At 66.6% G+C, this 22,764-nt stretch carries 21 protein-coding genes and 1 other RNA gene; 2 read left to right on the forward strand and 20 right to left on the reverse strand.

What is annotated here, in order from left to right; all coding sequences use genetic code 11:
- Window positions 1-57: 57 nt before the first annotated feature.
- From hfq to ndk, 9 genes are all read right to left on the reverse strand, one after another.
- A complete protein-coding gene (gene hfq, locus BLA15945_RS30225) occupies window positions 58-300 on the reverse strand; it encodes an RNA chaperone Hfq (RefSeq protein ID WP_006754897.1) in 243 nt (80 codons plus the stop codon).
- A 141-nt stretch (window positions 301-441) separates the two neighbouring features.
- Window positions 442-1,779 carry a ribosome biogenesis GTPase Der gene (gene der / locus BLA15945_RS30230; RefSeq protein WP_059234015.1) on the reverse strand — a complete coding sequence of 446 codons (1,338 nt, stop codon included), beginning with the start codon at window positions 1,777-1,779 and terminating at the stop codon, window positions 442-444.
- 249 nt (window positions 1,780-2,028) lie between these two features.
- The gene (bamB, locus tag BLA15945_RS30235) at window positions 2,029-3,174 is read right to left on the reverse strand and encodes an outer membrane protein assembly factor BamB (RefSeq protein WP_059234014.1); all 1,146 of its coding nucleotides are present in this window, start codon (window positions 3,172-3,174) and stop codon (window positions 2,029-2,031) included.
- Between the two features lie 41 nt (window positions 3,175-3,215).
- Window positions 3,216-3,845: a tetratricopeptide repeat protein gene (locus BLA15945_RS30240; protein WP_059234013.1), complete on the reverse strand. Its 630-nt coding sequence runs from the start codon at window positions 3,843-3,845 to the stop codon at window positions 3,216-3,218.
- 55 nt (window positions 3,846-3,900) lie between these two features.
- Window positions 3,901-5,241 carry a histidine--tRNA ligase gene (gene hisS / locus BLA15945_RS30245; RefSeq protein WP_059234012.1) on the reverse strand — a complete coding sequence of 447 codons (1,341 nt, stop codon included), beginning with the start codon at window positions 5,239-5,241 and terminating at the stop codon, window positions 3,901-3,903.
- 20 nt (window positions 5,242-5,261) lie between these two features.
- Window positions 5,262-6,566, reverse strand: coding sequence for a flavodoxin-dependent (E)-4-hydroxy-3-methylbut-2-enyl-diphosphate synthase (gene ispG / locus BLA15945_RS30250; protein WP_059236726.1), 1,305 nt, complete (start codon window positions 6,564-6,566; stop codon window positions 5,262-5,264).
- A 112-nt stretch (window positions 6,567-6,678) separates the two neighbouring features.
- A complete protein-coding gene (locus tag BLA15945_RS30255; protein WP_174994119.1) occupies window positions 6,679-7,701 on the reverse strand; it encodes a helix-turn-helix domain-containing protein in 1,023 nt (340 codons plus the stop codon).
- Between the two features lie 150 nt (window positions 7,702-7,851).
- Window positions 7,852-8,991, reverse strand: coding sequence for a 23S rRNA (adenine(2503)-C(2))-methyltransferase RlmN (gene rlmN, locus BLA15945_RS30260; protein ID WP_011549686.1), 1,140 nt, complete (start codon window positions 8,989-8,991; stop codon window positions 7,852-7,854).
- Between the two features lie 55 nt (window positions 8,992-9,046).
- Complete coding sequence (ndk, locus tag BLA15945_RS30265) at window positions 9,047-9,472, reverse strand: nucleoside-diphosphate kinase (RefSeq protein WP_017332230.1); 426 nt, start codon at window positions 9,470-9,472, stop codon at window positions 9,047-9,049.
- Between the two features lie 249 nt (window positions 9,473-9,721).
- On the opposite strand from ndk, the gene BLA15945_RS30270 reads away from it, so the two are divergent.
- Window positions 9,722-10,420, forward strand: a complete 699-nt coding sequence (locus BLA15945_RS30270; protein ID WP_006761414.1) for a Bax inhibitor-1/YccA family protein — start codon at window positions 9,722-9,724, stop codon at window positions 10,418-10,420.
- Window positions 10,421-10,483: 63 nt separating this feature from the next.
- On the opposite strand, the gene rlmD is transcribed toward BLA15945_RS30270, so the two are convergent.
- Window positions 10,484-11,881: a 23S rRNA (uracil(1939)-C(5))-methyltransferase RlmD gene (gene rlmD / locus BLA15945_RS30275; RefSeq protein WP_059234009.1), complete on the reverse strand. Its 1,398-nt coding sequence runs from the start codon at window positions 11,879-11,881 to the stop codon at window positions 10,484-10,486.
- Window positions 11,882-12,101: 220 nt separating this feature from the next.
- Here rlmD and BLA15945_RS30280 point away from each other — a divergent pair, with 220 nt between their 5' ends.
- Complete coding sequence (locus BLA15945_RS30280) at window positions 12,102-12,956, forward strand: endonuclease/exonuclease/phosphatase family protein (RefSeq protein WP_174994120.1); 855 nt, start codon at window positions 12,102-12,104, stop codon at window positions 12,954-12,956.
- Window positions 12,957-12,986: 30 nt separating this feature from the next.
- Here the strand turns inward: BLA15945_RS30280 and BLA15945_RS30285 are convergent, their stop codons facing one another.
- From BLA15945_RS30285 to ffs, 10 genes are all read right to left on the reverse strand, one after another.
- Window positions 12,987-13,763: a 3'-5' exonuclease gene (locus BLA15945_RS30285; RefSeq protein WP_174994121.1), complete on the reverse strand. Its 777-nt coding sequence runs from the start codon at window positions 13,761-13,763 to the stop codon at window positions 12,987-12,989.
- A 3-nt stretch (window positions 13,764-13,766) separates the two neighbouring features.
- Entirely contained in the window at window positions 13,767-14,861 is a 1,095-nt protein-coding gene (rpoS, locus tag BLA15945_RS30290) for an RNA polymerase sigma factor RpoS (protein WP_059234006.1), read from the reverse strand.
- A gap of 11 nt (window positions 14,862-14,872) precedes the next feature.
- Window positions 14,873-15,763 carry a peptidoglycan DD-metalloendopeptidase family protein gene (locus BLA15945_RS30295; RefSeq protein ID WP_174994122.1) on the reverse strand — a complete coding sequence of 297 codons (891 nt, stop codon included), beginning with the start codon at window positions 15,761-15,763 and terminating at the stop codon, window positions 14,873-14,875.
- Between the two features lie 5 nt (window positions 15,764-15,768).
- On the reverse strand, window positions 15,769-16,713 hold the full coding sequence (locus BLA15945_RS30300) for a protein-L-isoaspartate(D-aspartate) O-methyltransferase (RefSeq protein WP_174994123.1): 945 nt from the start codon (window positions 16,711-16,713) through the stop codon (window positions 15,769-15,771).
- Window positions 16,710-17,471 carry a 5'/3'-nucleotidase SurE gene (gene surE / locus BLA15945_RS30305; RefSeq protein WP_174994124.1) on the reverse strand — a complete coding sequence of 254 codons (762 nt, stop codon included), beginning with the start codon at window positions 17,469-17,471 and terminating at the stop codon, window positions 16,710-16,712. Before surE ends, BLA15945_RS30300 begins: the two co-directional genes overlap by 4 nt.
- Before the next feature lie 208 nt (window positions 17,472-17,679).
- Complete coding sequence (locus BLA15945_RS30310) at window positions 17,680-18,864, reverse strand: CaiB/BaiF CoA transferase family protein (protein WP_174994125.1); 1,185 nt, start codon at window positions 18,862-18,864, stop codon at window positions 17,680-17,682.
- A gap of 48 nt (window positions 18,865-18,912) precedes the next feature.
- Window positions 18,913-19,509 carry a recombination mediator RecR gene (recR, locus tag BLA15945_RS30315; protein ID WP_034181272.1) on the reverse strand — a complete coding sequence of 199 codons (597 nt, stop codon included), beginning with the start codon at window positions 19,507-19,509 and terminating at the stop codon, window positions 18,913-18,915.
- Window positions 19,510-19,540: 31 nt separating this feature from the next.
- Window positions 19,541-19,867, reverse strand: coding sequence for a YbaB/EbfC family nucleoid-associated protein (locus BLA15945_RS30320; RefSeq protein WP_014896896.1), 327 nt, complete (start codon window positions 19,865-19,867; stop codon window positions 19,541-19,543).
- Between the two features lie 94 nt (window positions 19,868-19,961).
- The gene (locus BLA15945_RS30325; protein ID WP_174994126.1) at window positions 19,962-22,319 is read right to left on the reverse strand and encodes a DNA polymerase III subunit gamma/tau; all 2,358 of its coding nucleotides are present in this window, start codon (window positions 22,317-22,319) and stop codon (window positions 19,962-19,964) included.
- Window positions 22,320-22,447: 128 nt separating this feature from the next.
- Window positions 22,448-22,546: signal recognition particle sRNA small type (ffs, locus tag BLA15945_RS30330), an RNA gene on the reverse strand.
- Window positions 22,547-22,764 lie beyond the last annotated feature (218 nt).

The following is a 22,764-nucleotide window of genomic DNA, read 5'->3' on the forward strand; positions in this document are numbered from 1 at the left end:
GATAAGGCGGCTGGCATCGGTCGCTCGCGGCGACCGGATGCCGGCCGCTGCGATAGGTTAGGACGTGGTGGCTTCCGCGTCCGGGTGGAAATTCACCGGACGCGCCGGCACGACCGTCGAGATGGCGTGCTTGTAGACCATCTGGGTCACCGTATTACGGAGCAACACGACGTACTGGTCGAACGATTCAATGTTCCCTTGAAGCTTGATGCCGTTGACGAGGTAGATCGAAACGGGAACGTGCTCTTTGCGCAGTGCGTTCAAAAACGGGTCTTGTAACAATTGCCCTTTGTTGCTCATGGCGTACTCCATCTTTTTTTGCAGGTTGATCTGGATTGGCGGCGAAGAAAAAGAGATCCGGCGCCAATCGCTACACTATAGCCGATTTTGCCTGCCCCGCCCGGGGCGTAGGCCTTGCGGCCTACCCTTGCGGGGCGTGCTTCAGCCCTTGTCCGCGTACGGGTTGTTCGACGAACGGAACTCTATGCGCAATGGAGTCCCGGTCAGCGAGAAAGTTTCGCGGAACCGGTTTTCGAGGTAGCGTTTGTAGGTTTCCGTGACCGCGTCGAGCGCGTTGCCGTGGATGACGATCAGCGGCGGATTCTGGCCGCCCTGGTGCGCGTAGCGCAGCTTCGGACGCACCGGGCCGCGACGGCGCGGCTGCTGGAATTCGACGGCCTCGATCAGCGCGCGCGTGAGCTTCGGCGTCGGCAGCTTCGCCATCGCCGCTGCGTACGCGTCATCAACCGAGCGCATCAGCGCGCCAATGCCCGTCTTCTTCGCAGCCGAAATGAAGTGCGACTTCGCGAAGTCGAGGAATTTCAGCTTGCGGGTCAAATCCGCTTTCGCGCGGTCGCGCGCGTGTTCGTCGAGACCGTCCCACTTGTTGACGCCGATCACGAGCGCACGGCCCTGCTCGACGACGAAGCCGGCAATGTGCGCGTCCTGGTCCGAAATATCCTGCTGCGCATCCAGCAGAAGAATGACGACGTTCGCATCGGAGATCGACTGCAGCGTCTTCACCACCGAGAACTTCTCGATCGCCTCGAACACCTTGCCGCGACGCCGCAGGCCGGCCGTGTCGATCAGCGTGTATTTCTTGCCGTTACGTTCGAAGTCGACGTAGATCGAATCGCGCGTCGTACCCGGCATGTCGAATGCGATCACGCGATCCTCGCCGATCAGCGCGTTCACGAGCGTCGACTTGCCGACGTTCGGACGGCCGACGATCGCGATCTTGATGCCGCGCGACGGGTCGTTCTCGTCCTCTTCCTCCGGGCGGTCGGCGTAAGCAACCTCCAGCGCCTCGTTGATCATGTCGGTCACGCCGTCGCCGTGCGCGGCCGAAATCGCGCGCGGGTCGCCGAGCCCGAGCTCGTAGAAGTCGGCCGCGACCGACGTGTACTTCATCCCCTCGGCCTTGTTGACGACGAGGAAGATCGGCCGGCCGGTCTTGCGCAGGTAGTCGGCGATCGACTTGTCCTGCGGCGCGAGCCCGTTGCGGCCGTCGACGATGAAGACGACGATGTCGGCTTCCTCGACGGCCTGCCGCGTCTGGCGCGCCATTTCGTGCAGGATGCCGTCCTTCGCGACGGGTTCGAAGCCGCCCGTATCGACGACCAGGTACGGGCGTTCGCCGACGCGCCCTTCGCCGTAATGGCGATCGCGCGTCAGGCCCGGCAAGTCGGCGACCAGCGCATCGCGCGAACGCGTGAGCCGGTTGAACAGCGTGGATTTCCCCACATTGGGGCGCCCAACGAGGGCAATGACCGGTTTCATCTGTGTTTTCTACGGTGAAGCGCAGCAGCGGGAGGCCCGCTGCTGCGGGCGGCTGCGCTGAATGAAAATATCACGAATTCGCGCCGCCTCGGATGCGCGCGCCCGGCGCGCGTTGCGCGCCGTCGTCTTTCGTCTCGAACTGCCTTTCAAATACCGAGCGGCCGGGAACACCGGCCGCCCTCATGCTGCACGGCCGGGGCGCGCGGGACAAGCCCGCCGCGCCCCGGCCGCACCTGTTTTTCCTGCGCGTCAGCGCGGACGGAACCCGTACAGGCCGCCGTCCTTCGTCTGCACCACGAGCGTATTGCCCGCGAGGACCGGCGCCGCTGCAATCGCGCTGCCGTCGGTCTTCATCCGGGCGATGAAGCTGCCGTCTTCGCGCGACAGGAAGTGCACGAAGCCCTTGTAATCGCCCATCACGACCGCGTGCCCGAGCAGGTACGGCACGCCGACGTCACGGCTCTTCAGCTTGTCGTTGCGCCACAGCTGGTTGCCCGAGGCCGCGTCGTACGCGGTCACGACCGACCAGTCGTCGCCGCCGGCGACCACCGAATCGTCCTGAGCGAGACCGCTGCGGCTCGAGAACGGCTTTTCCCACAGCGCACGGCCCGAGTTCGCATCGAAGCAGCCGAGCTGACCCTGGAACGTCACCGCGCAGGCTTCCGCACCCACGAGCGTCGGCGGGCCGCTGACATCATTGATGCGCTCGACCTCGGTCACGCCCTTCGGGAACGACACCGGGGTCTGCCAGAACGGCTCGCCCGTCTGCAGGTTGATCGCAACGAGACCGCCGCCCGGGAAGCCTGCCAGCACGGCCGCATCCCCCGCGAACGTCATGCCGGCCGACACGCGCAGATTCAGCGGCACCGCACGGTTGCGGTAGTTCCACTTCTGTTCGCCCGTCTGCGCGTTGAACGCGATCACCTGGCCGTCGATCGTGCGGACGACCACGAGGCCGTTGCCGACGAGCGGCGGCGAGAAGATCTCGCCCTGCACTGCCGTCTTCCACAGTTGCTTGCCGTCCGGGCCCAGCACGAACACACCGCCCTTCAGTGCGCCGACCGCGGTCAGGTTGCCGTCGCTGCCGACACCGGCCGACAGGTCCGAACCGACCTTCGAGCGCCAGATGGTCTGGCCCGTCTTCGCATCGATCTTCTCGACCGAACCGTTTTCGCCCGCAGCAAAGACGGCGTCGCCCACGGCCACCGGCGAGAACAGGTAGCGCCCACCCTTGCCGACGCTCGCCTTCCAGACCTGTTGCACGTCCATGACGGGCTTGAACTCGGTGAGCGGCGTCGGCACGCGGCGCGCGTCCTTCGACGACGAGCAGGCCGCCAAAGCGAGGACAGCCGCCGCGCAGGCAACGGGCACAGCGTAACGTTTCAGCAAATTCATCGGTTAGCGAAGCAGAGTTAAGAGGTTGAGGGGACCGGGAGTCAGCCGCCGAGCGCGTCCAGCTTGAACTGCACGAGCTGGCGCGCAGACTGGTCGTCCTTCGACAGGCCGTCGAGTGCGAGCTTGTAAGCGGCGCGCGCATCGTCGGTCTTGCCTTGCGCAGCCAGCAGATCGCCGCGACGATCGGCCACGAGGCCCTTGAATGCATCGACCGTCGTACCCGACAGCAGCGCGAGGCCCGCGTCGTACGCCTTTTCGTCGAGCAGCAGCGACGCGAGACGCAGCTTCGCGATCTGCTTGTACTCGTCGTCCTTGGCGTGATCGACGGCCCATTGCAGCTGCGCCTTCGCGCCTGCGGTGTCGCCGGCCGCATACAGCGTCTTCGCGGCCGCGAGCGCCGTCATCTGCGCATACGGCGTGCTGCCGAACTTGTCTTCCATGTCGCCGGCCGCGCGGGCCATCGTCGCCTTGTCGTTCGCGGCGGCGGCCTTCTGAACCTGCTCGTACAGCCCGGACGCCTCGGCGGCCTGACGGCGCTGCCAGTAGTTCCAGCCGTTGAAACCGGCCGCGACGACGAGCGCCGCGAGCACGATCCACGTGGTGAGGTTGCCCCAGCGGGCCCACCACGCCTTGAGACTTTCAATCGATTCTTGTTCGTCGTGATAACTCATCGGCGAGCGATTCCTTCCTGTTCAGGCTTTTCTTGTCGAGCGGATGCCAGCGCGATCAGTCGTCGCCGTCTTCGGCGGATGCAACCATCGCATTGATTAGGAATTCGGTCAAGCTTTCGACCGGTACGGTCTGCTGAACGTTCTTTTCCCCTTCCGCACCCGCACCGCGCAACGCTTTCACGCCCACCGTGCCGTTCGCGACCTCTTCTTCGCCGAAGATCACCGCGAACGCGGCGCCGCTTGCGTCGGCCCGCTTCATCTGCGACTTGAAGCTCGCCGTCGCGCCGTCGGCGCTGCAGTGGAAGATCACGTCGAGGCCCGTATCGCGCAGGCGCTCGGCCGCGATGAACGCCTGTTCGCGCGCCGTGTCGCCCTGGTGCACGACGTACACGTCGACACCTTCCTGCTCGGGTGCGAGATCCTCTTCCTTCAGCAGCTCGAGGATGCGCTCGATGCCCATCGCCCAGCCGCACGCGGCGGTCGGCTTGCCGCCGAGCTGCTCGATCAGCGGATCGTAGCGGCCGCCGGCCGCAACCGTGCCCTGCGCGCCGAGCTTGTCGGTCACCCACTCGAACACGGTCAGGTTGTAGTAATCGAGGCCGCGCACGAGACGCGGGTTGATCTTGAACGGAATGTTGTTCGCGAGCAGCAGGCGCTGCAGCCCTTCGAAGTGCGCGCGCGATTCTTCACCGAGGAAGTCGATCAGCTTCGGCGCGTTCTGCGCGATTTCCTGCAGCGCGGGATTCTTCGTGTCGAGCACGCGCAGCGGATTCGTATACAGACGGCGCTTGGCGTCCTCGTCGAGCACGTCGGCGAACTGCTCGAGGTACTTGATCAGCTCGACGCGGTGTGCGGCGCGCTCTTCGGCGAGGCCGAGCGAGTTGATCTCGAGCTTGATGCCGGTCAGGCCGAGGTCGTCCCACAGGCGCTGGCACATCATGATGATCTCGGCATCCGCATCGGGGCCCGCGAAGCCGAGCGCCTCGACGCCGACCTGGTGGAACTGGCGATAGCGGCCGCGCTGCGGACGCTCGTGACGGAACATCGGGCCGATGTACCACAGGCGCTTCGGGCCGTCGTACAGCATGTTGTGCTCGATCGACGCGCGCACGACGGCCGCGGTGTTTTCCGGGCGCATCGTCAGGTTCTCGCCGTTCAGCGCGTCGGTGAAGCTGTACATCTCCTTCTCGACGATGTCGGTGACTTCGCCGATGCCGCGCGTGAAGAGCTGCGTGTGTTCGACGATCGGCGTGCGGATGTTCTGGTAGCCGTACGCGCGCAGCAGCGATTTCACGGTAGCTTCGAAGAATTCCCACAGGCCGGCATCCTGCGGAAGGATGTCGTTCATGCCTTTGACGCCGGTGAGCTTCTCGATCTTGCGTTTCTGTTCAGTCATCGTTCGTGTGTGTGGACGAATTAGTTCAGGGCCTCGGTGCGGCCGTAATTGCGTGCGACGTAGTCGCTGACGATCTGCTGGAATTCCTCGGCGATCCGCTCGCCGCGCAGCGTCTTGACCTTCTCGCCGTCGATGAAGACGGGGGCGGCCGGGTTCTCGCCCGAACCCGGCAGGCTGATGCCGATGTTCGCGTGCTTCGATTCGCCCGGGCCGTTGACGATACAGCCCATCACCGCGACGTTCATCTTCTCGACGCCCGGATATTCCTTGCGCCAGACCGGCATCTGCTCGCGCAGGTAGGTCTGGATCTGCATCGCGAGTTCCTGGAACAGCGTGCTCGTCGTGCGGCCGCAGCCCGGGCACGCGATCACCATCGGCGCGAACGAGCGCAGGCCCATCGTTTGCAGGATTTCCTGGCCGACGATCACTTCACCCGTGCGCGACGCGCCCGGCTCCGGCGTCAGCGAGATGCGGATCGTGTCGCCGATCCCTTCCTGCAGCAGCACGCCGAGCGCGGCCGTCGATGCGACGATGCCCTTCGAGCCCATGCCGGCCTCGGTCAGCCCGAGGTGCAGCGCAAAGCCGCAGCGGCGGCCGAGCTCGCGGTACACGGCGATCAGGTCCTGCACGCCGCTGACCTTGCACGACAGCACGATGCGGTCGCGGCCGAGGCCGAGTTCGACCGCACGTTCGGCCGAGCCGATCGCCGACTGGATCAGCGCTTCGTACATCACGCTTTGCGCGCCCCACGGCTGCGCACGCGCACCGTTCTCGTCCATCATGCGCGCGAGCAGGTCCTGGTCGAGGCTGCCCCAGTTCACGCCGATTCGCACGACCTTGTCGTATTTGGCCGCGGCCTCGATCATCAGCGCGAACTGCGTATCGCGTTTCGCGCCCTGGCCGACGTTACCCGGGTTGATCCGGTACTTCGACAGCGCTTCCGCGCAGCCCGGGTAATCGCGCAGCAGCAGGTGGCCGTTGTAGTGGAAATCGCCGACCAGCGGCACGGTCACGCCCATCCGGTCGAGCTGCTCGCGGATCGCCGGCACGGCGGCCGCGGCCTCGGGCGTGTTGACCGTGATGCGCACCAGTTCGGAGCCTGCGTTCGCGAGTTCCTTGATCTGGATCGCCGTGCCGATCGCGTCGGCCGTGTCGGTATTCGTCATCGACTGCACGCGCACCGGCGCGTCGCCGCCGATCGTCACGAGCTGCCCGCCCCAGCGGACATCCACCGCATGCGATACGCGGCGCGGCTGATGCCCGCCGAACACCGGCTCGGTTGAACAAATCTGACTGCTGCGTGGGGATTGAGCTTCGGATTGCATCGATAGATCCATTTACGCGGAATGCGCCGCGACGCGGCGCATGAATTGAAAAAGCGCCGTGCCCGCACGGCCTGCCGATATCGACGACAGGCCTTCGCCACGGCGCTTGACGTCAGGGCAACGTGAACCGTGCCACATTACCCCGCGCTGCCGAATATTTTGCCGGATCGACAGGTTTTCCGTCGAACGCGACTGCGTCGAGGCCTGCCTTGTTGCCGATCGTGACCTTGAACGGCCCGTCGCCGGCGACCTGCTTCGTTTCGCCGGCCCGCACCATCGCCGAGAACAGCTCCTTGCCGTTCTTGTCGCGCACGCTGAACCAGCAATCCTGCTTGACCTTCAGTTCGACCATCGACTGGCCTGCCGCGGCCACGACGCTCGCCGGCTGGGCCGGCGCGGCAGCGCTTGCCGCCGTCGTTGCCACGACGGGCTGCGACGCAGCAGCAGCCGCAACCGGCGCCACGGGCGCCGGGACAGCGGATGCAATCGCCTGCACCGCCGGGGCGGCCGAAGCGGCCGCCGGGGCCGGAACCTCATTGGCGGTGACAGCCGATGCGCCGCTCGAGGCAGCCTCTTCGACCGACGACGAGGATGCCGCCGACGCACTCGCGGCCGACGCGTGCTCCGTATCGCCGCCCTTGAAGCGCGCGAGCAGGCTCGACGAATCGCCGCCAGTGTGCCACATCAGTACGGCGACCACCGCGACGACGACGATCGCCGTTCCCCACAGCCACGGATGGTGGCGCGACGAACCGCCCAGCGGAATCGACACGCGGCCGCGCGGCAGATCCGTCCCCGACGACGCGGGCATCGACAGATCGACTTCCGGCACCCCGCGCTCACGGCGCAGCGCCTGCGCGAACGGCTCCGGATCGACGCCGAGCATCTTCGCGTAACTGCGCACGACACCGAGCGCGAACGTCACACCGGGCAAATGGCTGATGTCGCCGGCCTCGAGTGCCCGGAGCTTCTGCGGTGCGACCTTGAGTCGCGCCGATACGTCGTCGACCGACCAGCCCTTCGTCTCCCGAAGCTGCGCCAGCCGGCTGCCGACCGCCGCCAGCGATTCCAGTCCCGCCGGTGCCGGCTTCGCGGCATTCGTCTCTGCGCCGTTAGTCGGCTGCGGCTCACTCATCCTTGTCCTCGCGTCGATTCTTCTTCACTGGCGGCCGCCGCCGGCTCCCGCCGGCCCGCGTCCGCAACTGTTCATACCATGCGCGGCGCCGAGGCGCCGCGACCGATCGCTATTCGCGTGCTGTACCGCCAAAAGGTTCGGGCATCCCCGTCAAACCGCCCGAACTTCGATGATTTTTCCTGCTGCGCCCGTTCGTTCCGCGAGGCGCGTGCGGTCCTTCACGGCGCCGGCCAGCTGGCCGCACGCAGCGTCGATGTCGTCGCCGCGCGTCTTGCGCACGGTCGTGACGACACCCGCGTCGATGAGGACCTGTGCAAAACGCTTGATCTGCTCCGGCTTCGAGCGGATGAGGCCCGATTCCGGAAACGGATTGAACGGGATCAGGTTGAACTTGCACGGCACGTCGCGCGTGACGGCCAGCAGTTCGCGCGCATGCGCTTCGGTGTCGTTGACGCCGTCGAGCATGCAGTATTCGAAAGTGATGAAGTCGCGCGGCGCGACTTTCAGATAACGCTGGCACGCAGCCATCAGTTCGCGCAGCGGATACTTCTTGTTGAGCGGCACCAGCTCGTCGCGCAGCGCGTCGTTCGGCGCGTGCAGCGAAACGGCCAGCGCGACCGGCAGCTCGGCGCCGAGGCGGTCCATCATCGGCACCACGCCCGACGTGGACAGCGTGACGCGGCGGCGCGACAGGCCGTACGCGTTGTCGTCGAGCATCAGCCGCATCGCGGGCACGACCGCGCTGTAGTTCAGGAGCGGCTCGCCCATGCCCATCATCACCACGTTGGTGACGACCCGTTCGGCCTTGCCGTTCGGACCGGGCGCGCGGCCCAGCGACGCTCGCAATGCAAATTCGGCCATGCGGAGCTGGCCGATGATTTCGGCTGTCGACAGGTTGCGGGAAAAGCCCTGCTTGCCCGTCGAACAGAAGCGGCAGTTGACCGCGCACCCGGCCTGCGACGACACGCACAGCGTGCCGCGCGTTTCTTCCGGGATGAACACGGTTTCGACCGCATTGCCGTTTCCGACGTCGATCAGCCACTTGCGCGTGCCGTCGGTGGAAACGTGATCGCTGGCGATATCGGGCATCACGATCGATGCGCGGCCCTTGAGCTTTTCTCTCAGGGACTTCGCAAGATCGGTCATGCCGTCGAAATCGCCGGCGTTGTACTGGTGGATCCAGCGCTGCAACTGCTTGGCGCGGAACGGCTTCTCGCCAAGGCTGCCGCAGTACGCGACAAGACCCTCGGCATCGAAGTCGAGAAGATTGACGGAAGTTTCGCTCGTCATGATGTGCTGCCTTGCCGCGTGCGCTGAATCCGGCCTACTTGCTGTCAGCCAGGGCTTAACGCGAGTAAACGTTCATTTCCGGGAAGAAGAAAGCGACTTCGACCGCTGCCGTTTCAGCCGCGTCCGAGCCGTGCACCGCGTTCGCGTCGATGCTGTCGGCGAAATCGGCGCGGATCGTGCCCTTTTCTGCCTTCTTCGGATCCGTTGCGCCCATCAGGTCGCGGTTCTTCAGGATCGCGCCTTCACCTTCCAGGACCTGGATCATCACCGGGCCCGAGATCATGAAATCGACGAGGTCCTTGAAGAACGGACGTGCAGCGTGAACCGCGTAGAACTTCTCTGCGTCAGCGCGCGACAGGTGCGCCATGCGCGATGCGATGATCTTCAGGCCGGCGCCTTCGAAACGGCTGTAGATCTGGCCGATCACGTTCTTTGCCACCGCATCCGGCTTGATGATCGACAGGGTGCGCTCGATTGCCATAAAAACTCCAAAAAATTAAGAAGTTACAGGTTCAAATGAATCCGCTATTGTAGCACGATCCCGTGTATCATTGCGATTGAACCCTTACACGAATGAAAGGTTCAGAATCCATATGTTTTGTGCCGCACGGCCATTGAAACCTCCCGGCACGGAACGTATCTTAGCCATAGCTGCTCCGGTTTGCTGCGCCGCACACCGCGTGTGCCGAACCGGCCCCGGACGCCCACGCGTTCAATGTTAGGAGAAACCATGAACGACTATCCGTACAATTTCGGCCGCGGCGGTTCCGTCAGCACCGCCGAGGTTCGCAACCGCGTGCTGCGGAACACGTACTGGCTGCTCGCGCTATCGATGGTCCCGACCGTGCTGGGCGCCTGGGTCGGCGTCGCGACGGGCTTCTCGCTGTTCGCGGCCACGAGCCCGATGATGAGCCTGCTCGCATTCTTCGCGATCGCATTCGGCTTCATGTTCGCGATCGAGCGGACGAAAAACAGCGCGGCCGGCGTGTTCGTGCTGCTCGGCTTCACGTTCTTCATGGGCCTGATGCTGTCGCGGCTGCTGAGCTTCATCCTCGGCTTCTCGAACGGCCCGTCGCTGATCATGCTCGCGTTCGGCGGCACCGGCATCATCTTCGCCGCGATGGCAACGATCGCCACCGTCAGCAAGCGCGATTTCTCGGGTCTCGGCAAGTGGCTGTTCATGGGCGTGATCGTGATCCTGCTCGCCTCGGTCGCGAACATCTTCCTGCAGCTGCCGGCGCTGATGCTCACCGTGTCGGTGCTCGCAATCGCGATCTTCTCGGCCTACATGCTGTTCGACGTCCAGCGCGTCGTGAACGGCGGCGAGACGAACTACATCTCGGCCACGCTCGCGATCTACCTCGACCTGTACAACGTGTTCACGAACCTGCTTGCCCTGCTCGGCATCTTCGGCGGCAACCGCAACTGACGCTCGTCACGCCTCAAGAAAAAACCGGCCCTCGGGCCGGTTTTTTTACGTCCGCCGCCCGGCTCAGTCGCGCTCGAACAGCGCGATCGATTCGACGTGCGACGTATTCGGGAACATGTTGACGACACCGGCACCCTTGAGCCGGTAACCGGCCTCGTGCACGAGCAGGCCCGCGTCGCGCGCGAGCGTCGACGGGTTGCACGACACGTAGACGATCCGCTTCGGCAGCGGGCCTTCGCCGCTCTGCGCGATCTCGGCCAGCGCCTTCGACACCGCGAGCGCGCCTTCGCGCGGCGGGTCGATCAGGAACTTGTCGAAGGCGCCGAGCGCGCGCAGGTCGTCGCCCGTCACTTCGAACAGGTTCCGGCAGGCGAACGTCGTGTGGCCGTCGACACCGTTCTCGCGCGCATTCGCCAGCGCGCGCGTCGTCAGCGTGTCGCTACCCTCGATGCCCATCACTTCGCGCGACAGCCGCGCGAGCGGCAGCGTGAAGTTGCCGATCCCGCAGAACAGGTCGAGCACGCGGTCGTCGCGCGACGGCGCGAGCAGGCGTAGCGCGCGGCCCACCAGCACGCGGTTGATCTGGTGATTGACCTGCGTGAAGTCGGTCGGCTTGAACGGCATGCGGATGCCGAATTCCGGCAGCGTGTAGTCGAGCGATACGTCGAGCGGGTAGAACGGCGTCACCGTGTCCGGGCCCTTCGGCTGCAGCCAGAACTGCACCTTGTGCTCGTCGGCGAACGCACGCAGCAGCGCTTCGTCGTCCGCGTTGATCGGCTCCAGCACGCGCAGCACGAGCGCCGTGACGTCCGAGCCGACCGCGAGTTCGATCTGCGGCATGCGATCGCGGATCGACAGCCCTTCGACGAGCCGGCGCAGCGGCACCAGCATCGCCGACACGTGCGGCGGCAACACTTCGCAGCTCGTCATGTCGGCAACATAGCTGCTCTTCTTCTCGTGGAAGCCGACCAGCACGCCGCCCTTCTTCGCCACGTTGCGCACGGTCAGGCGCGCACGATAGCGATAACCCCACGACGGGCCGTGGATCGGCGCGAACATCGTTTCCGCGCGCAGCTTCGCCAGGTGCCACAGGTTGTCCTCGAGCACACGCTGCTTGACCGCCACCTGCGCGCGCATGTCGAGATGCTGCATCGAGCAGCCGCCGCAGGTGCCGAAGAACTTGCATTTCGGCTGCGTGCGCATCACGCTCGGGCGCAGAATGTCGACAACCGTCGCCTGCTCGTAGCTGGGCTTGCGGCGGTAGCTCGAATAGGTCACGCGCTCGCCCGGCAACGCGCCTTCGACGAAGATGACCTTGCCCGGCTCGCCGTCCTCGGTGATCGTGCGGCCGACACCGCGCGCTTCCATGTCGAGCGATTCGATCTCGAGAACCGGGGCGGGCCCGGGCGCGACGGGCGCATTTTTCGATTTGCGCGCAGAAGTGGGGACGGCTTCGGACACCAGCTTTTCCTGACAAACGTTGAAGAAGGCGAGATTGTAGACGACGCAGGCCCGTATCGCGCGCTTTGGATCGGGCAAGCGGCGACACTTGCGCATGGACGGCCCTGCGTGGCGCTCGCACGGCCGTTCACGCGACTTCGGGAGGCGCCCGCCCCGGCATGCCGCGGAACCGGCCGGGGCAAGCCCTCGGGCCCGCATCCGCCCGACAGGAGATTCGACCATGCGACTGATCGACTGGAACATCCAATGGGGTCGGGACGCGGACGGCATCGTCGACCTTTCCCGAACCGTCTCGGCGATCCAGCGCCTCGGCGATTTCGACGTGCTGTGCCTGCAGGAAGTCACGCGCGGCTTCGGCGCGCTGCCCGGCGGCCCCGGCCCCGACCAGTTCGCCGAACTCGCGGCGCGGCTGCCCGGCTACACGATCATCGAAGCGATCGGCGCCGACTTGCCGGCGATCGAACCGGGCGCTCCGCGCCGCCAGTTCGGCAACGCGATCGCGACGCGGCTGCCGGCCGGACGCGTGCTGCGCCAGTTGCTGCCGTGGCCGGCCGACGCCGGCGCGCCGTCGATGCCGCGCGTCGCGCTCGACGTCGAGGTGCAGGCGCCGTTCGGGCTGTTGCGCGTGGTCACCACGCATCTGGAGTATTACTCGGCGCGCCAGCGGCTTGCGCAGGTCGGCGCGCTGCGCGACCGGCATCGCGAGGCCTGCGCGCACGCGGCATGCCCGGCGCCCGCCGAGACCGCCGAGGGGCCGTTCAGCGCGACCGGCCAGCCGCGCGATGCGATCGTCTGCGGCGATTTCAATAGCGCATTCGACAGCGATGCGTACCGGCGCTTCCTGGCGCCGATCGCCGACGCGCCGCGCTTCGTCGACGCGTGGGTCGCACGACACCCGGGCCGCACGCCGCCGCCGACGGCCGGCGTCCACGATACGGTGCAATGGTCGGAAGGGCCGCTCGCGTGCGACTTCGTGTTCGTGACCGACACGCTGCTGCCGCGCGTCATCCGCTGCGAGATCGACGGCGACGTGCGCGCGTCGGATCACCAGCCGGTGCTGCTCGAACTGGCCTGATCGCGCCGGTTGCGGCGCGGGCCGCCCGCGCTACGCGTCGAAGCCGGCCAGGTACTCGGCCCAGTGCGGCGCCGGCTCCAGCGCGAGCGCGTTCTTCACGATCAGGATCTCGTCCGCGTACTCGCTCGGCGTCAGGCCGCCGCGCATCAACTGGAACCGGCAGTACAGCAGGTAGGTGTTGACGACGTCGGTTTCGCAATAGTTGCGGATTTCGTCGATCCGGCCATCCCGGAACGCCGGCCACACCTGGCTGCCGTCCATCCCGAGCTTGCCCGGGAAGCCGCACAGCTTCGCCAGCGCGTCGAGCGGCGCATTTGCGCGCGCATGATACATCGCGAGCACGTCCATCAGGTCGGTATGCCGCGAGTGATAGCGCGAGATGTAGTTGTTCCACTTGAATTCGCGGTCGTCCTCGCCGAGATCCCAGTAGCGGGTCGCGGGAATGCCGTGCACGAGCGCGCGGTAATGCAGCACCGGCAGATCGAAGCCGCCGCCGTTCCACGACACGAGCTGCGGTGTGTATTTCTCGATCACGCGGTAAAACGACTGGATCAGCGTCGCTTCGTTGTCCTGCGGCGTCCCGAGCGAGCGCACGCGAAAGCCGTTGTTGTCGCGGAACACGCACGAGATCGCCGCGATCCGCTGCAGGTGGTGCGGCAGGAAATCGCCGCCGGTCTTCTCGCGGCGCGCGGCGAACGCGTGTTCGGCCACCGCGGCATCGTCGAGCGTCGCAGGCAGGTCTTCCAGACGGCGAATGCCGTCGACATCGGGAATCGTCTCGATGTCAAAAACGAGAATCGGAGTCATCAGTTACAGAACGGCGTCCTTGCGCACGCCGTTGGAGGCAAAGAACCGCTTGAGGCGCACCAGCGCTTCCTGCTGGATCTGCCGCACGCGCTCGCGCGTGAGCCCCATCTCGTCGGCCAGCTCCTCGAGCGTCGCCGGTTCGATGTGGTTCAGGCCGAAGCGGCGCTCGATCACGTGCCGGTGCTTGTCGGACAGCCGCGACAGCCACGCGCGCGTCAGCGTTTCGAGCTCGCGGTGCTGCACCTCGGCGTCGGGCGACTGGCTCTGGTCGTCGGGCAACAGGTCGAGCAGGCTGCTCGCGGGATCGAGATCGAGCGGCGCGTCGAGCGACGCCGTGTGTTCGTTGAGCGCAAGGATGTCGGTGACTTCCTCGGCGGTCTTGCCGGTGAGATAGGCGATATCGTCGATACTGGCTTCGCGGCGCTCGGCCGCCTCGCCCGTCGACATCGAATTCTTTTCGAGGTGGCGCTTCGCGCGCAGCACCTGGTTCAGTTCGCGGATCACGTGCACGGGCAGGCGCACCGTGCGGGCCTGGTTCATGATCGCCCGCTCGATGCTCTGCCGGATCCACCATGTCGCGTAGGTCGAGAAACGGAAACCGCGCGTCGGGTCGAATTTCTCGATCGCGTGCATCAAGCCGAGGTTACCCTCCTCGATCAGGTCGAGCAGCGGCACGCCGCGGTTCAGGTACCCCTTCGCGATGCTGACGACGAGACGCAGGTTGCGCTCGATCATCACCTGCCGGGCCTCGAATTCGCCGGCCTTCGCGAGGCGGGAATAGCGCTGCTCTTCCTCGACGGTCAGCAGCGGCTTCACGCTGATCCGGTTCAGGTAATGCTGAATCGTGTCGGCCGTGAGCTCGGCTTGCAGGATCGTGCGGAAATCGTCGACGTCGGGCGCTGCTTCCGAACGCCCTTCGCGCTCGTCGTCGCCACCGTCCGCGTCCGACTCGGCGTCACGTGCCTCGAGATCACGTTCGTTTTCCGCGACGTCGTCTTCGTCGTCCGTCGAAGCACCCGATCGCCCCACCGATGCTTGCGTGGCACGACTGATCTTCTCAGACTCGGCTTGCGGCTCGTGGCGCTTCGATTTCGGCATGGTCGTCTCGGTTATTGAGGCGGCAAATACTTCAGCGGATCGACAGGTTTACCCTGCCGGCGAACCTCGAAATGCAGCATCACGCGGTCGGCATCGCTGTTACCCATCTCGGCGATCTTCTGCCCCTTCGTTACCGCGTCCCCCTCTTTTACCATCAAAGCGCGATTGTGTGCATACGCCGTGAGGTAAGTTGCATCGTGTTTGATGATAATGAGGTTGCCGTAACCACGCAGGCCATTGCCGGAGTAAACGACACGGCCGTCCGCTGCCGCCTTCACGGTCTCGCCGGCCGTGCCGCCGATATTGACGCCCTTGTTCTTCGCGTCGTCGAACCCGTTCAGCACGGGCCCGCGCGCGGGCCACGCGAACGTCACGGGGCCGCTCGGGGCAGCCGCCGTATCGCTCGACCCGGTTGCCGCAGCCGGCGGCGTGGCGGCAAGTGCCGACGACGTGCCGGCGGCCGGCGTTGCCGGACCGCTGCTCAGCGGCGCGGTCGCCACCGCGGCACCCGCGATCGGCGCGGTAGCCGGTGCGCCCGCAACCGCAGCGCCGCCCGGCGGCGCCACGCGCAGCAACTGGTCGACTTCGATCTGGTTCGGGTTCGCCAGATTGTTCCACGTCGCGATGTCGCGATAGTTCTGCCCGTTCTCGAGCGCAATCCGGTACAGCGTGTCGCCCGGCTTCACACGGTAGAAGCCGGGGGGCGGCGGGCCGAGCGGCACCGCGGGCTGCGCGGCGGCGGTCGTGCCGAGCGAGCCGGAGCGATCGACGACGGGCGCGTTGTCGAGCCGCGTCGCACAGGCGGCCAGTAGCGTGGAGAACGCAGCCACACAGATCGCGCGCTGGGCGAGCGTGAGCGGTTCCCTGGATCGGTTGTTTTGCATCGCGCGCAACATACTCATCGGTTTCAAATCACTCCGGATTTTAAAGGGACAAAGAAAACGCGATCAAGCCGGGACTCTCGCCATTGCGCGTGCGCGACGCGCTCGACGAGCGTGAGCACCTGATGCTGCCCACTTTGCGCGCCGACCGGCGCGACGAGCCGCCCGCCGATCGCGAGCTGCTCGAGCAGCGCCTGTGGCACGTCGAGCCCAGCCGCCGCGATCACGATCGCGTCGAACGGGGCTGCGGACGGCAGACCGACACGCCCGTCGCCGTAGTGCAGACGGATGTTCGGCACGCGCAGCGGCCGCAGGTTCAGCTTCGCGCGCTCATAAAGCGGCTTGATGCGTTCAATCGAATACACGTCGCGTGCCACGTGGCTCAGCACGGCGGCCTGATAGCCGCAGCCCGTGCCGATCTCGAGCACGCGCTCGAGCACGCGCTCGAGTGTGCGGCCGGCCATCGCGAGCTCGATCATGCGCGCGACAACCGACGGCTTGGAAATGGTTTGCTGGTGGCCGATCGGCAACGCCGAATCCTCGTAGGCCTGCGTCGCGAGCCCCGGATCCACGAACAGGTGGCGCGGCACCGCGGCCATCGCGTCCAGCACGCGCGCGTCGGTCACGCCGTTCGCGCGCAGGCGTTCGACCATCCGCTCGCGCACGCGTTCCGACGTGAGCGCGAACGCGCCGGCCGGCGCGACGCTCGGCGCAGCCGGTTTCGGCATCGCGGGCTTCAGCGCAGTCGGCTTCGGTGCCGTCGCGGGCTTCGCCGTGGCGGGACCGGGCAACGGCGAGCGCGCGGCAACGGGCTTCACCGCAACCGGTTTCAGCACGGCAGCCGGCTTGTCGGCAGCCTTCGACACCGCGACCGCCGCATGGCGTTCACCGGCCCGACCTTCCGATTTGCGTGGCGCTCGCTTAAGATCTTCGAGCGCGAGCGGGAACCGCTTCGCGCGCTCGCCGCTCATGAAGCCCGTCCTCCGGCGCGCGCCCATTCGCGCGTCGCGGGCAGCATCTGCGTATGCGTGAGGTCGAGCTGCAGCGGCGTGATCGACACGAAACCGTTTGCGACGGCGTGGAAATCGGTGCCGTCGCTCGCGTCCAGCGCCGCGCCCGCTGCGCCGATCCAGTAGATCGGTTCGCCGCGCGGGTCGGTCTGGCGAATCACCGGCTGCGACGGATGACGCTTGCCGAGACGCGTGACCTTCCAGCCCTTCAGCTCGTCGTACGGCAGGTTCGGAATATTGACGTTCAGCAGCGGGTTGCCCGCCAGCGGATGCGCGAGGTAGTGCTCGACGATCTCCGCGGCGACGCGCGCGGCGTCCGCCAGATGGGCCCAGCCCTTGTCGGCCAGCGAGAATGCAATGGCCGGCACGCCGAACATGATGCCTTCGGTGGCGGCTGCAACTGTCCCTGAATAGAGCGTGTCTTCGCCCATGTTCTGGCCGTTGTTGATCCCGGAAACGACGAGATCCGGCCGCGCATCGGCCATCCCCGTCAGCGCGACGTGCACCGAATCGGTCGGCGTGCCGTTCACGTAGAAGAAACCCGTACCCGCTGCGCGCTGCACCGACAGCGGCCGCGACAACGTGAGGGAATTCGACGCGCCGCTGCAGTTCTGCTCGGGCGCGATCACAGTGAGTTCGGCCACCGGCCGCAGCGCTTCGCTGAGCGCGGCGAGACCGGGGGCGAGATAGCCGTCGTCGTTGCTGAGTAGGATTCGCATCCGGCGATTGTAACCGAGGAAAGATGGCGCGAGAGCGACAGTCCGGCGGCCGCGAAAGGACGGGTGCGCGCATGCGCGCACGGTGCGCCGCCGCATGGCGCAGCGGCTTTCCGCCTGCTCGGGAAAACGCGGGGCCGCCCCGGGTTTTCCGCCTCGAAGGAAGTCCCGCCGGGGACCTGGCGCGAAGCAACAGCGCCCCGGGCTTCCCCTAGATCGCGCCCGCTTCTCGCAGTGCGGCAATCGCCTGCGCGTCGTAACCGAGGCCGCGCAGCACTTCGTCCGTGTGCTCGCCGAGTTCGGGCCCGAGCCAGCGCGTTTCGCCCGGCGTGTCCGACAGCTTCGGCGTGATGTTCGGCAGCGGGATGTCGGTGCCGTCGGCCAGCTTGAAACGCTGGATCATCTGGCGCGCGACGAACTGCGGATCGGTGAACATGTCGGCGGCGCTGTAGATGCGCCCGGCCGGCACGTCGGCCGCGTTGAGCACGACGAGCGCCTCGTCGATCGTGCGCGGCGCGAGCCATGCGGCGATCGCGTCGTCGATCTCCTGCGTGCGCGGCACGCGCCCGTCGTTTTGCGCGAGCGCGGGATCGTCGGCGAGGTCGTCGCGCTCGATCGCCTTCATCAGCCGCTTGAAGATCGGATCGCTGTTGCCGCCGATCACGATGCTGCCGTCGCGGCACGCGTAGGTATTCGACGGCACGATGCCCGGCAGCGACGCGCCGGTGCGCTCGCGCACCATCCCGTACACGCCGTATTCGGGCACCACGCTTTCCATCATGTTGAAGACGGCTTCATACAGCGCAACGTCGACCACCTGCCCCGCGCCGCCGTTGACCTTGCGGTGATGGAGCGCCATCAGCGCGGCGATCGAATCGCCGATCGAGATGCCGATGCGCGGCGGCGGCAGATCGGGGTAGCCGGTGATGTGACGCAGCCCGCCCATCGATTCGGCAATCGCGCCGAAGCCGGGCCGGTCGCGATACGGGCCCGTCTGTCCGTAGCCGGACAGACGCACCATCACGAGGCCCGGATTGTCGGCGGACAGCACGTCGTAGCCGAGCCCGAGTTTTTCGAGCAGCCCCGGACGGAAGTTCTCGATCACGATGTCAGCCTCGCTCGCGAGCTGCCGCGCGATCGCCTTGCCGGCATCGGCTTTCAGGTTGAGCGTGACCGATTTCTTGTTGCGCGCCTGGACGGACCACCACAGCGACGTGCCGCCCTGCTCCGGGTGGAGCTTGCGCCACTTGCGCAGCGGGTCGCCGCCGTTCGGATCCTCGATCTTGATCACTTCCGCGCCGAATTCGGCGAACAGCCGCGACGCGAACGGCCCCGCGATCAGCGTTCCGAATTCGAGCACTTTGACGCCCGCGAGCGGGCCCTGGCTGGTGCTCATGTGTCTCCCTGGCATGAGGAACGGCGCCGCCGGCAGGCGGCGCCCGGCTTACATCGTGCGGCGATCGAGCATTGCACGGGCGATGGTGCCCGCGTCGACGTACTCGAGCTCGCCGCCCACCGGCACGCCGCGCGCGAGGCGCGTGACCGCAAGGCCGCGTGCCTTCAGCGTCTGGCCGAGGTAATGCGCGGTGGCTTCGCCTTCGTTCGTGAAGTTGGTCGCGAGCACGACCTCCTTGACGATGCCGTCGGACGCACGCCGCACGAGGCGATCGAAATGGATTTCCTTCGGGCCGATTCCGTCGAGCGGGCTCAGCCGCCCCATCAGCACGAAATACAGCCCGCGGTACGTCATCGTCTGCTCGAGCATGATCTGGTCGGCAGGCGTTTCGACGACGCACAGCAGCGTCGGATCACGCTCCTCGTCGCTGCAGACCTCGCAGATTTGCGCTTCGGTGAACGTGTTGCACTTCTCGCAGTGCTGCAGGTGCTCGGTCGCGAACAACAGCGACCGGCCGAGCCGTTCCGCGCCTTCGCGGTCGTGCTGCATCAGGTGGACCGCCATGCGCTGTGCGGATTTCGGCCCGACGCCGGGCAGCACACGCAACGCTTCGACGAGAGCAGACAGGGCGGACGGCTGTTTCATACGGCAGCAGACAGTGGCAAGGACGTTACGCTCAGAACGGCAGCTTGAAGCCCGGGGGCAGCGGCAGGCCCGACGTCATGCCGCTCATCTTTTCCTGCGACGTCGCTTCGGCCTTGCGCACCGCGTCGTTGAACGCAGCGGCGACGAGATCCTCGAGCATGTCCTTGTCGTCCGCGAGCAGGCTCGGGTCGATCGCGACGCGGCGCACTTCGTTGCGGCACGTCATCGTCACCTTGACGAGGCCGGCACCCGACTGCCCTTCGACTTCGATCAGCGCAAGCTGCTCCTGCATCTTCTTCATGTTTTCCTGCATTTGCTGCGCTTGCTTCATCAGTCCGGCGAGGTTGCCTTTCAACATGGGAATACTCCTTCTTGATCGTGTGAAAACCGGCACGCGGCGCGTGCCGGTCAATGTGTGCGGGCGTGATTGTGCCTGTCTCGGGGCGGTCAGTTCAATGCAGCGTCGGCGGCACGCCGTCCGGCGCCGAATCGGCGAGCGGACGCACCGAGCCCTCGACGATGCGCGCACCGAAGTCGCGCACGAGCTGCTGGACGAACGGATCGCCGTGAATCTCCTGCTCGGCTTCGCGCTGGCGAGCCGCGCGCGCCGCCGCATCGAGCGCCGCCGCGGTACGCCGTGCGGGCCCGACCTCGACGGTCACCTCGACCGGCTTGCCGAGGGCATCGGCCAGTGCAGCCTTCAGCTTCGTCACCTGCGCGGCGTCCGCATACTGCGGCACCGGCACGGACAGATTCAACGCGGTCGCGTCGACAGCCGTCAGTTCGCTGTTGAACGCGAGCTGGTACGCGACACCCTTCAACGGCAACTGCGCGGCCAGCGCCGGCCATTCACCGTCGAAGCCGATCGGGTCGAGCGCGATCGCGGGCGGCAACGGGCGCGCGTCGACCGGCGCAGCCGGACGCGCTTCCGCAGGCTTCGGCGTCACGCGGACATCGTCGGGCCCGCTGTCGAATACCGGCACGAAGCCGTCGTCCGGCGCGCCGAACATCTCGTCGGCGCTGAGCGGCACGTAGTCGTCGGGCGGGATGTCTTCCCACGGCGGCGACGCCTGGCGCGAATCGGCTGCTTGCGGCGCACGGGCGGCAGCACGCGGCGTCGGCACCGGCACGGCGGGGCGCGGCGCAGCCGGTTTCTCGGCGGCCGGCGCGGCAGCCGGTTTCGGCACGGCGCTCGCGCGCCCGCGGTCGGACGACACGCGCATCCCCGCATTGCGCAACACGTCGAGCGCGGCGGCGGCGCCGCCTGCACGCGACGCCGGGCGGGCGGCGGGCTCGGGCGGTGCAGCGCGCTGCACCGGCTCGGCTGATACGGCCGGTTCGTCGTTTCGCTGCGCGACGACAGCAGCCGCAGTCGCAGGCGGCTCGGGTTCCTTGCGGACGGGCGGCGGCAAGTCGCCTGCCGGTGCCGCTTGCGGCGCCTGAGGCACCGCATCCGCTTCCGGTTGCGGCGTTTCGATAACGGGTGCATCGACCGGGGCCGGCGCGGCTGCCTGGACAGGTGCCGGCTTCGCGACCGGCAGGCCTGCGTCATCGCCGGACTGCGCCGGTGCAGAACGCGCAACCGGCACTGCAGCCTGCGGACGCGCTGCCTCGACCGGCGCAGCCGATACCGGCTTCGCCGCGGCAGCCGACGCCACGGCCGTACGCGGGGCCGGCACGGCACGCGGCACGGACGGCTGCCCGCCCGGCGCACTGCCGGCAGCGACGGCCGGCTCGAACGCGAGCATCCGCAGCAGCGTCATCGTGAAACCGGCGTACTCGTCCGGCGCCAGGCCGAGCTCGGCGCGCCCGACCGTCGCGATCTGATAGAACAACTGAACCTGTTCGGGGCTCAAAGTCTCCGCGAAGCGGCGCAGGTCGGCCGCTTCCGGCCACTCGTCGAGCACCGAACCCGGCGCGAACTGGGCCCATGCGATTCGGTGCAGCAGGCTCGCGAGATCCTGCAGCGCGGTCGAGAACGACAGGCTGCGCAGCGACATTTCGTCGGCGATCGCGAGGATTTCGGGGCCGCCGCCGGCCGCGAGCGCGTCGAGCAGGCGCACCATGTAAGTCTGGTCGAGCGCGCCGAGCATGCCCGACACGGCCGATTCGGTCACTTCGTTCGCCGAATAGGCGATCGCCTGGTCGGTGAGCGACAGCGCATCGCGCATGCTGCCCTGCGCGGCACGCGCGAGCAGGCGCAACGCCTGCGGCTCGAACGTGATCTGCTCTTCGCCGAGGATCCGCTCCAGATGCGACACGATGTGCCCGGCCGGCATCTGCTTCAGGTTGAACTGCAGGCAGCGCGACAGCACGGTGACGGGAATTTTCTGCGGATCGGTCGTCGCGAGGATGAACTTGACGTGCGGCGGCGGCTCCTCGAGCGTCTTCAGCATCGCGTTGAACGCGTGGTTCGTCAGCATGTGCACTTCGTCGATCATGTAGACCTTGAAGCGCGCATCGACGGGCGCGTACACCGCGCGCTCGAGCAGCGCGGCCATCTCGTCGACGCCGCGGTTGCTCGCGGCATCCATTTCGACGTAATCGACGAAACGGCCCTCGTCGATCTCGCGGCAGGCGCGGCACACGCCGCACGGCTGCGACGTGACGCCGGTTTCACAGTTGAGCGCCTTGGCGAAGATCCGCGACAGCGTCGTCTTGCCGACACCGCGGGTTCCGGTAAACAGATAGGCGTGATGGAGACGCCCGCCGTCGAGCGCGTGCGTGAGCGCCCTGACGACGTGCTCCTGGCCGACGAGCGAAGCGAAATCCTTCGGACGCCACTTGCGTGCGAGAACTTGATAGGTCATCGGGAAATTGTATCAGTAACGCTGCGTCGCGCCGACACGTGAAACGGTGCGGAACACGGGCAAAGTGCGGGGTCGAACGGAGTGTGATGCAGAAATAAAAAACGCCCTGCGAACGGGGCGAGAAGGAAGGTGACGAGCCCAACCCTCGGCACTGGCGGAAAACGATTGTGGCTGCTTCGTTCCCGACCTGACCAGGTTCACCGCCCCACCATGCGAGGAGGCCCGTCACGGCATATTCTATCACCGCTTCCGGACGAATGCGACCGTTTGTTCGCATCAATGCGAATATCGCCGGGCAAACCGGCATGCCATCCGTTCGCACGACGCGCATGCGTGCCCGCCCCTTGTAATTTGCAGGCCAGCCTCCACTTGCATGGCACAACGGTCGAACGTCGCGTCGTACCCCTACTCGCGTAGCGGCTACTATCGCCGCCCGCAGCAGATA

The sequence above is a fragment of the Burkholderia arboris genome, assembly GCF_902499125.1.
In the GTDB taxonomy this organism is placed as follows: domain Bacteria; phylum Pseudomonadota; class Gammaproteobacteria; order Burkholderiales; family Burkholderiaceae; genus Burkholderia; species Burkholderia arboris.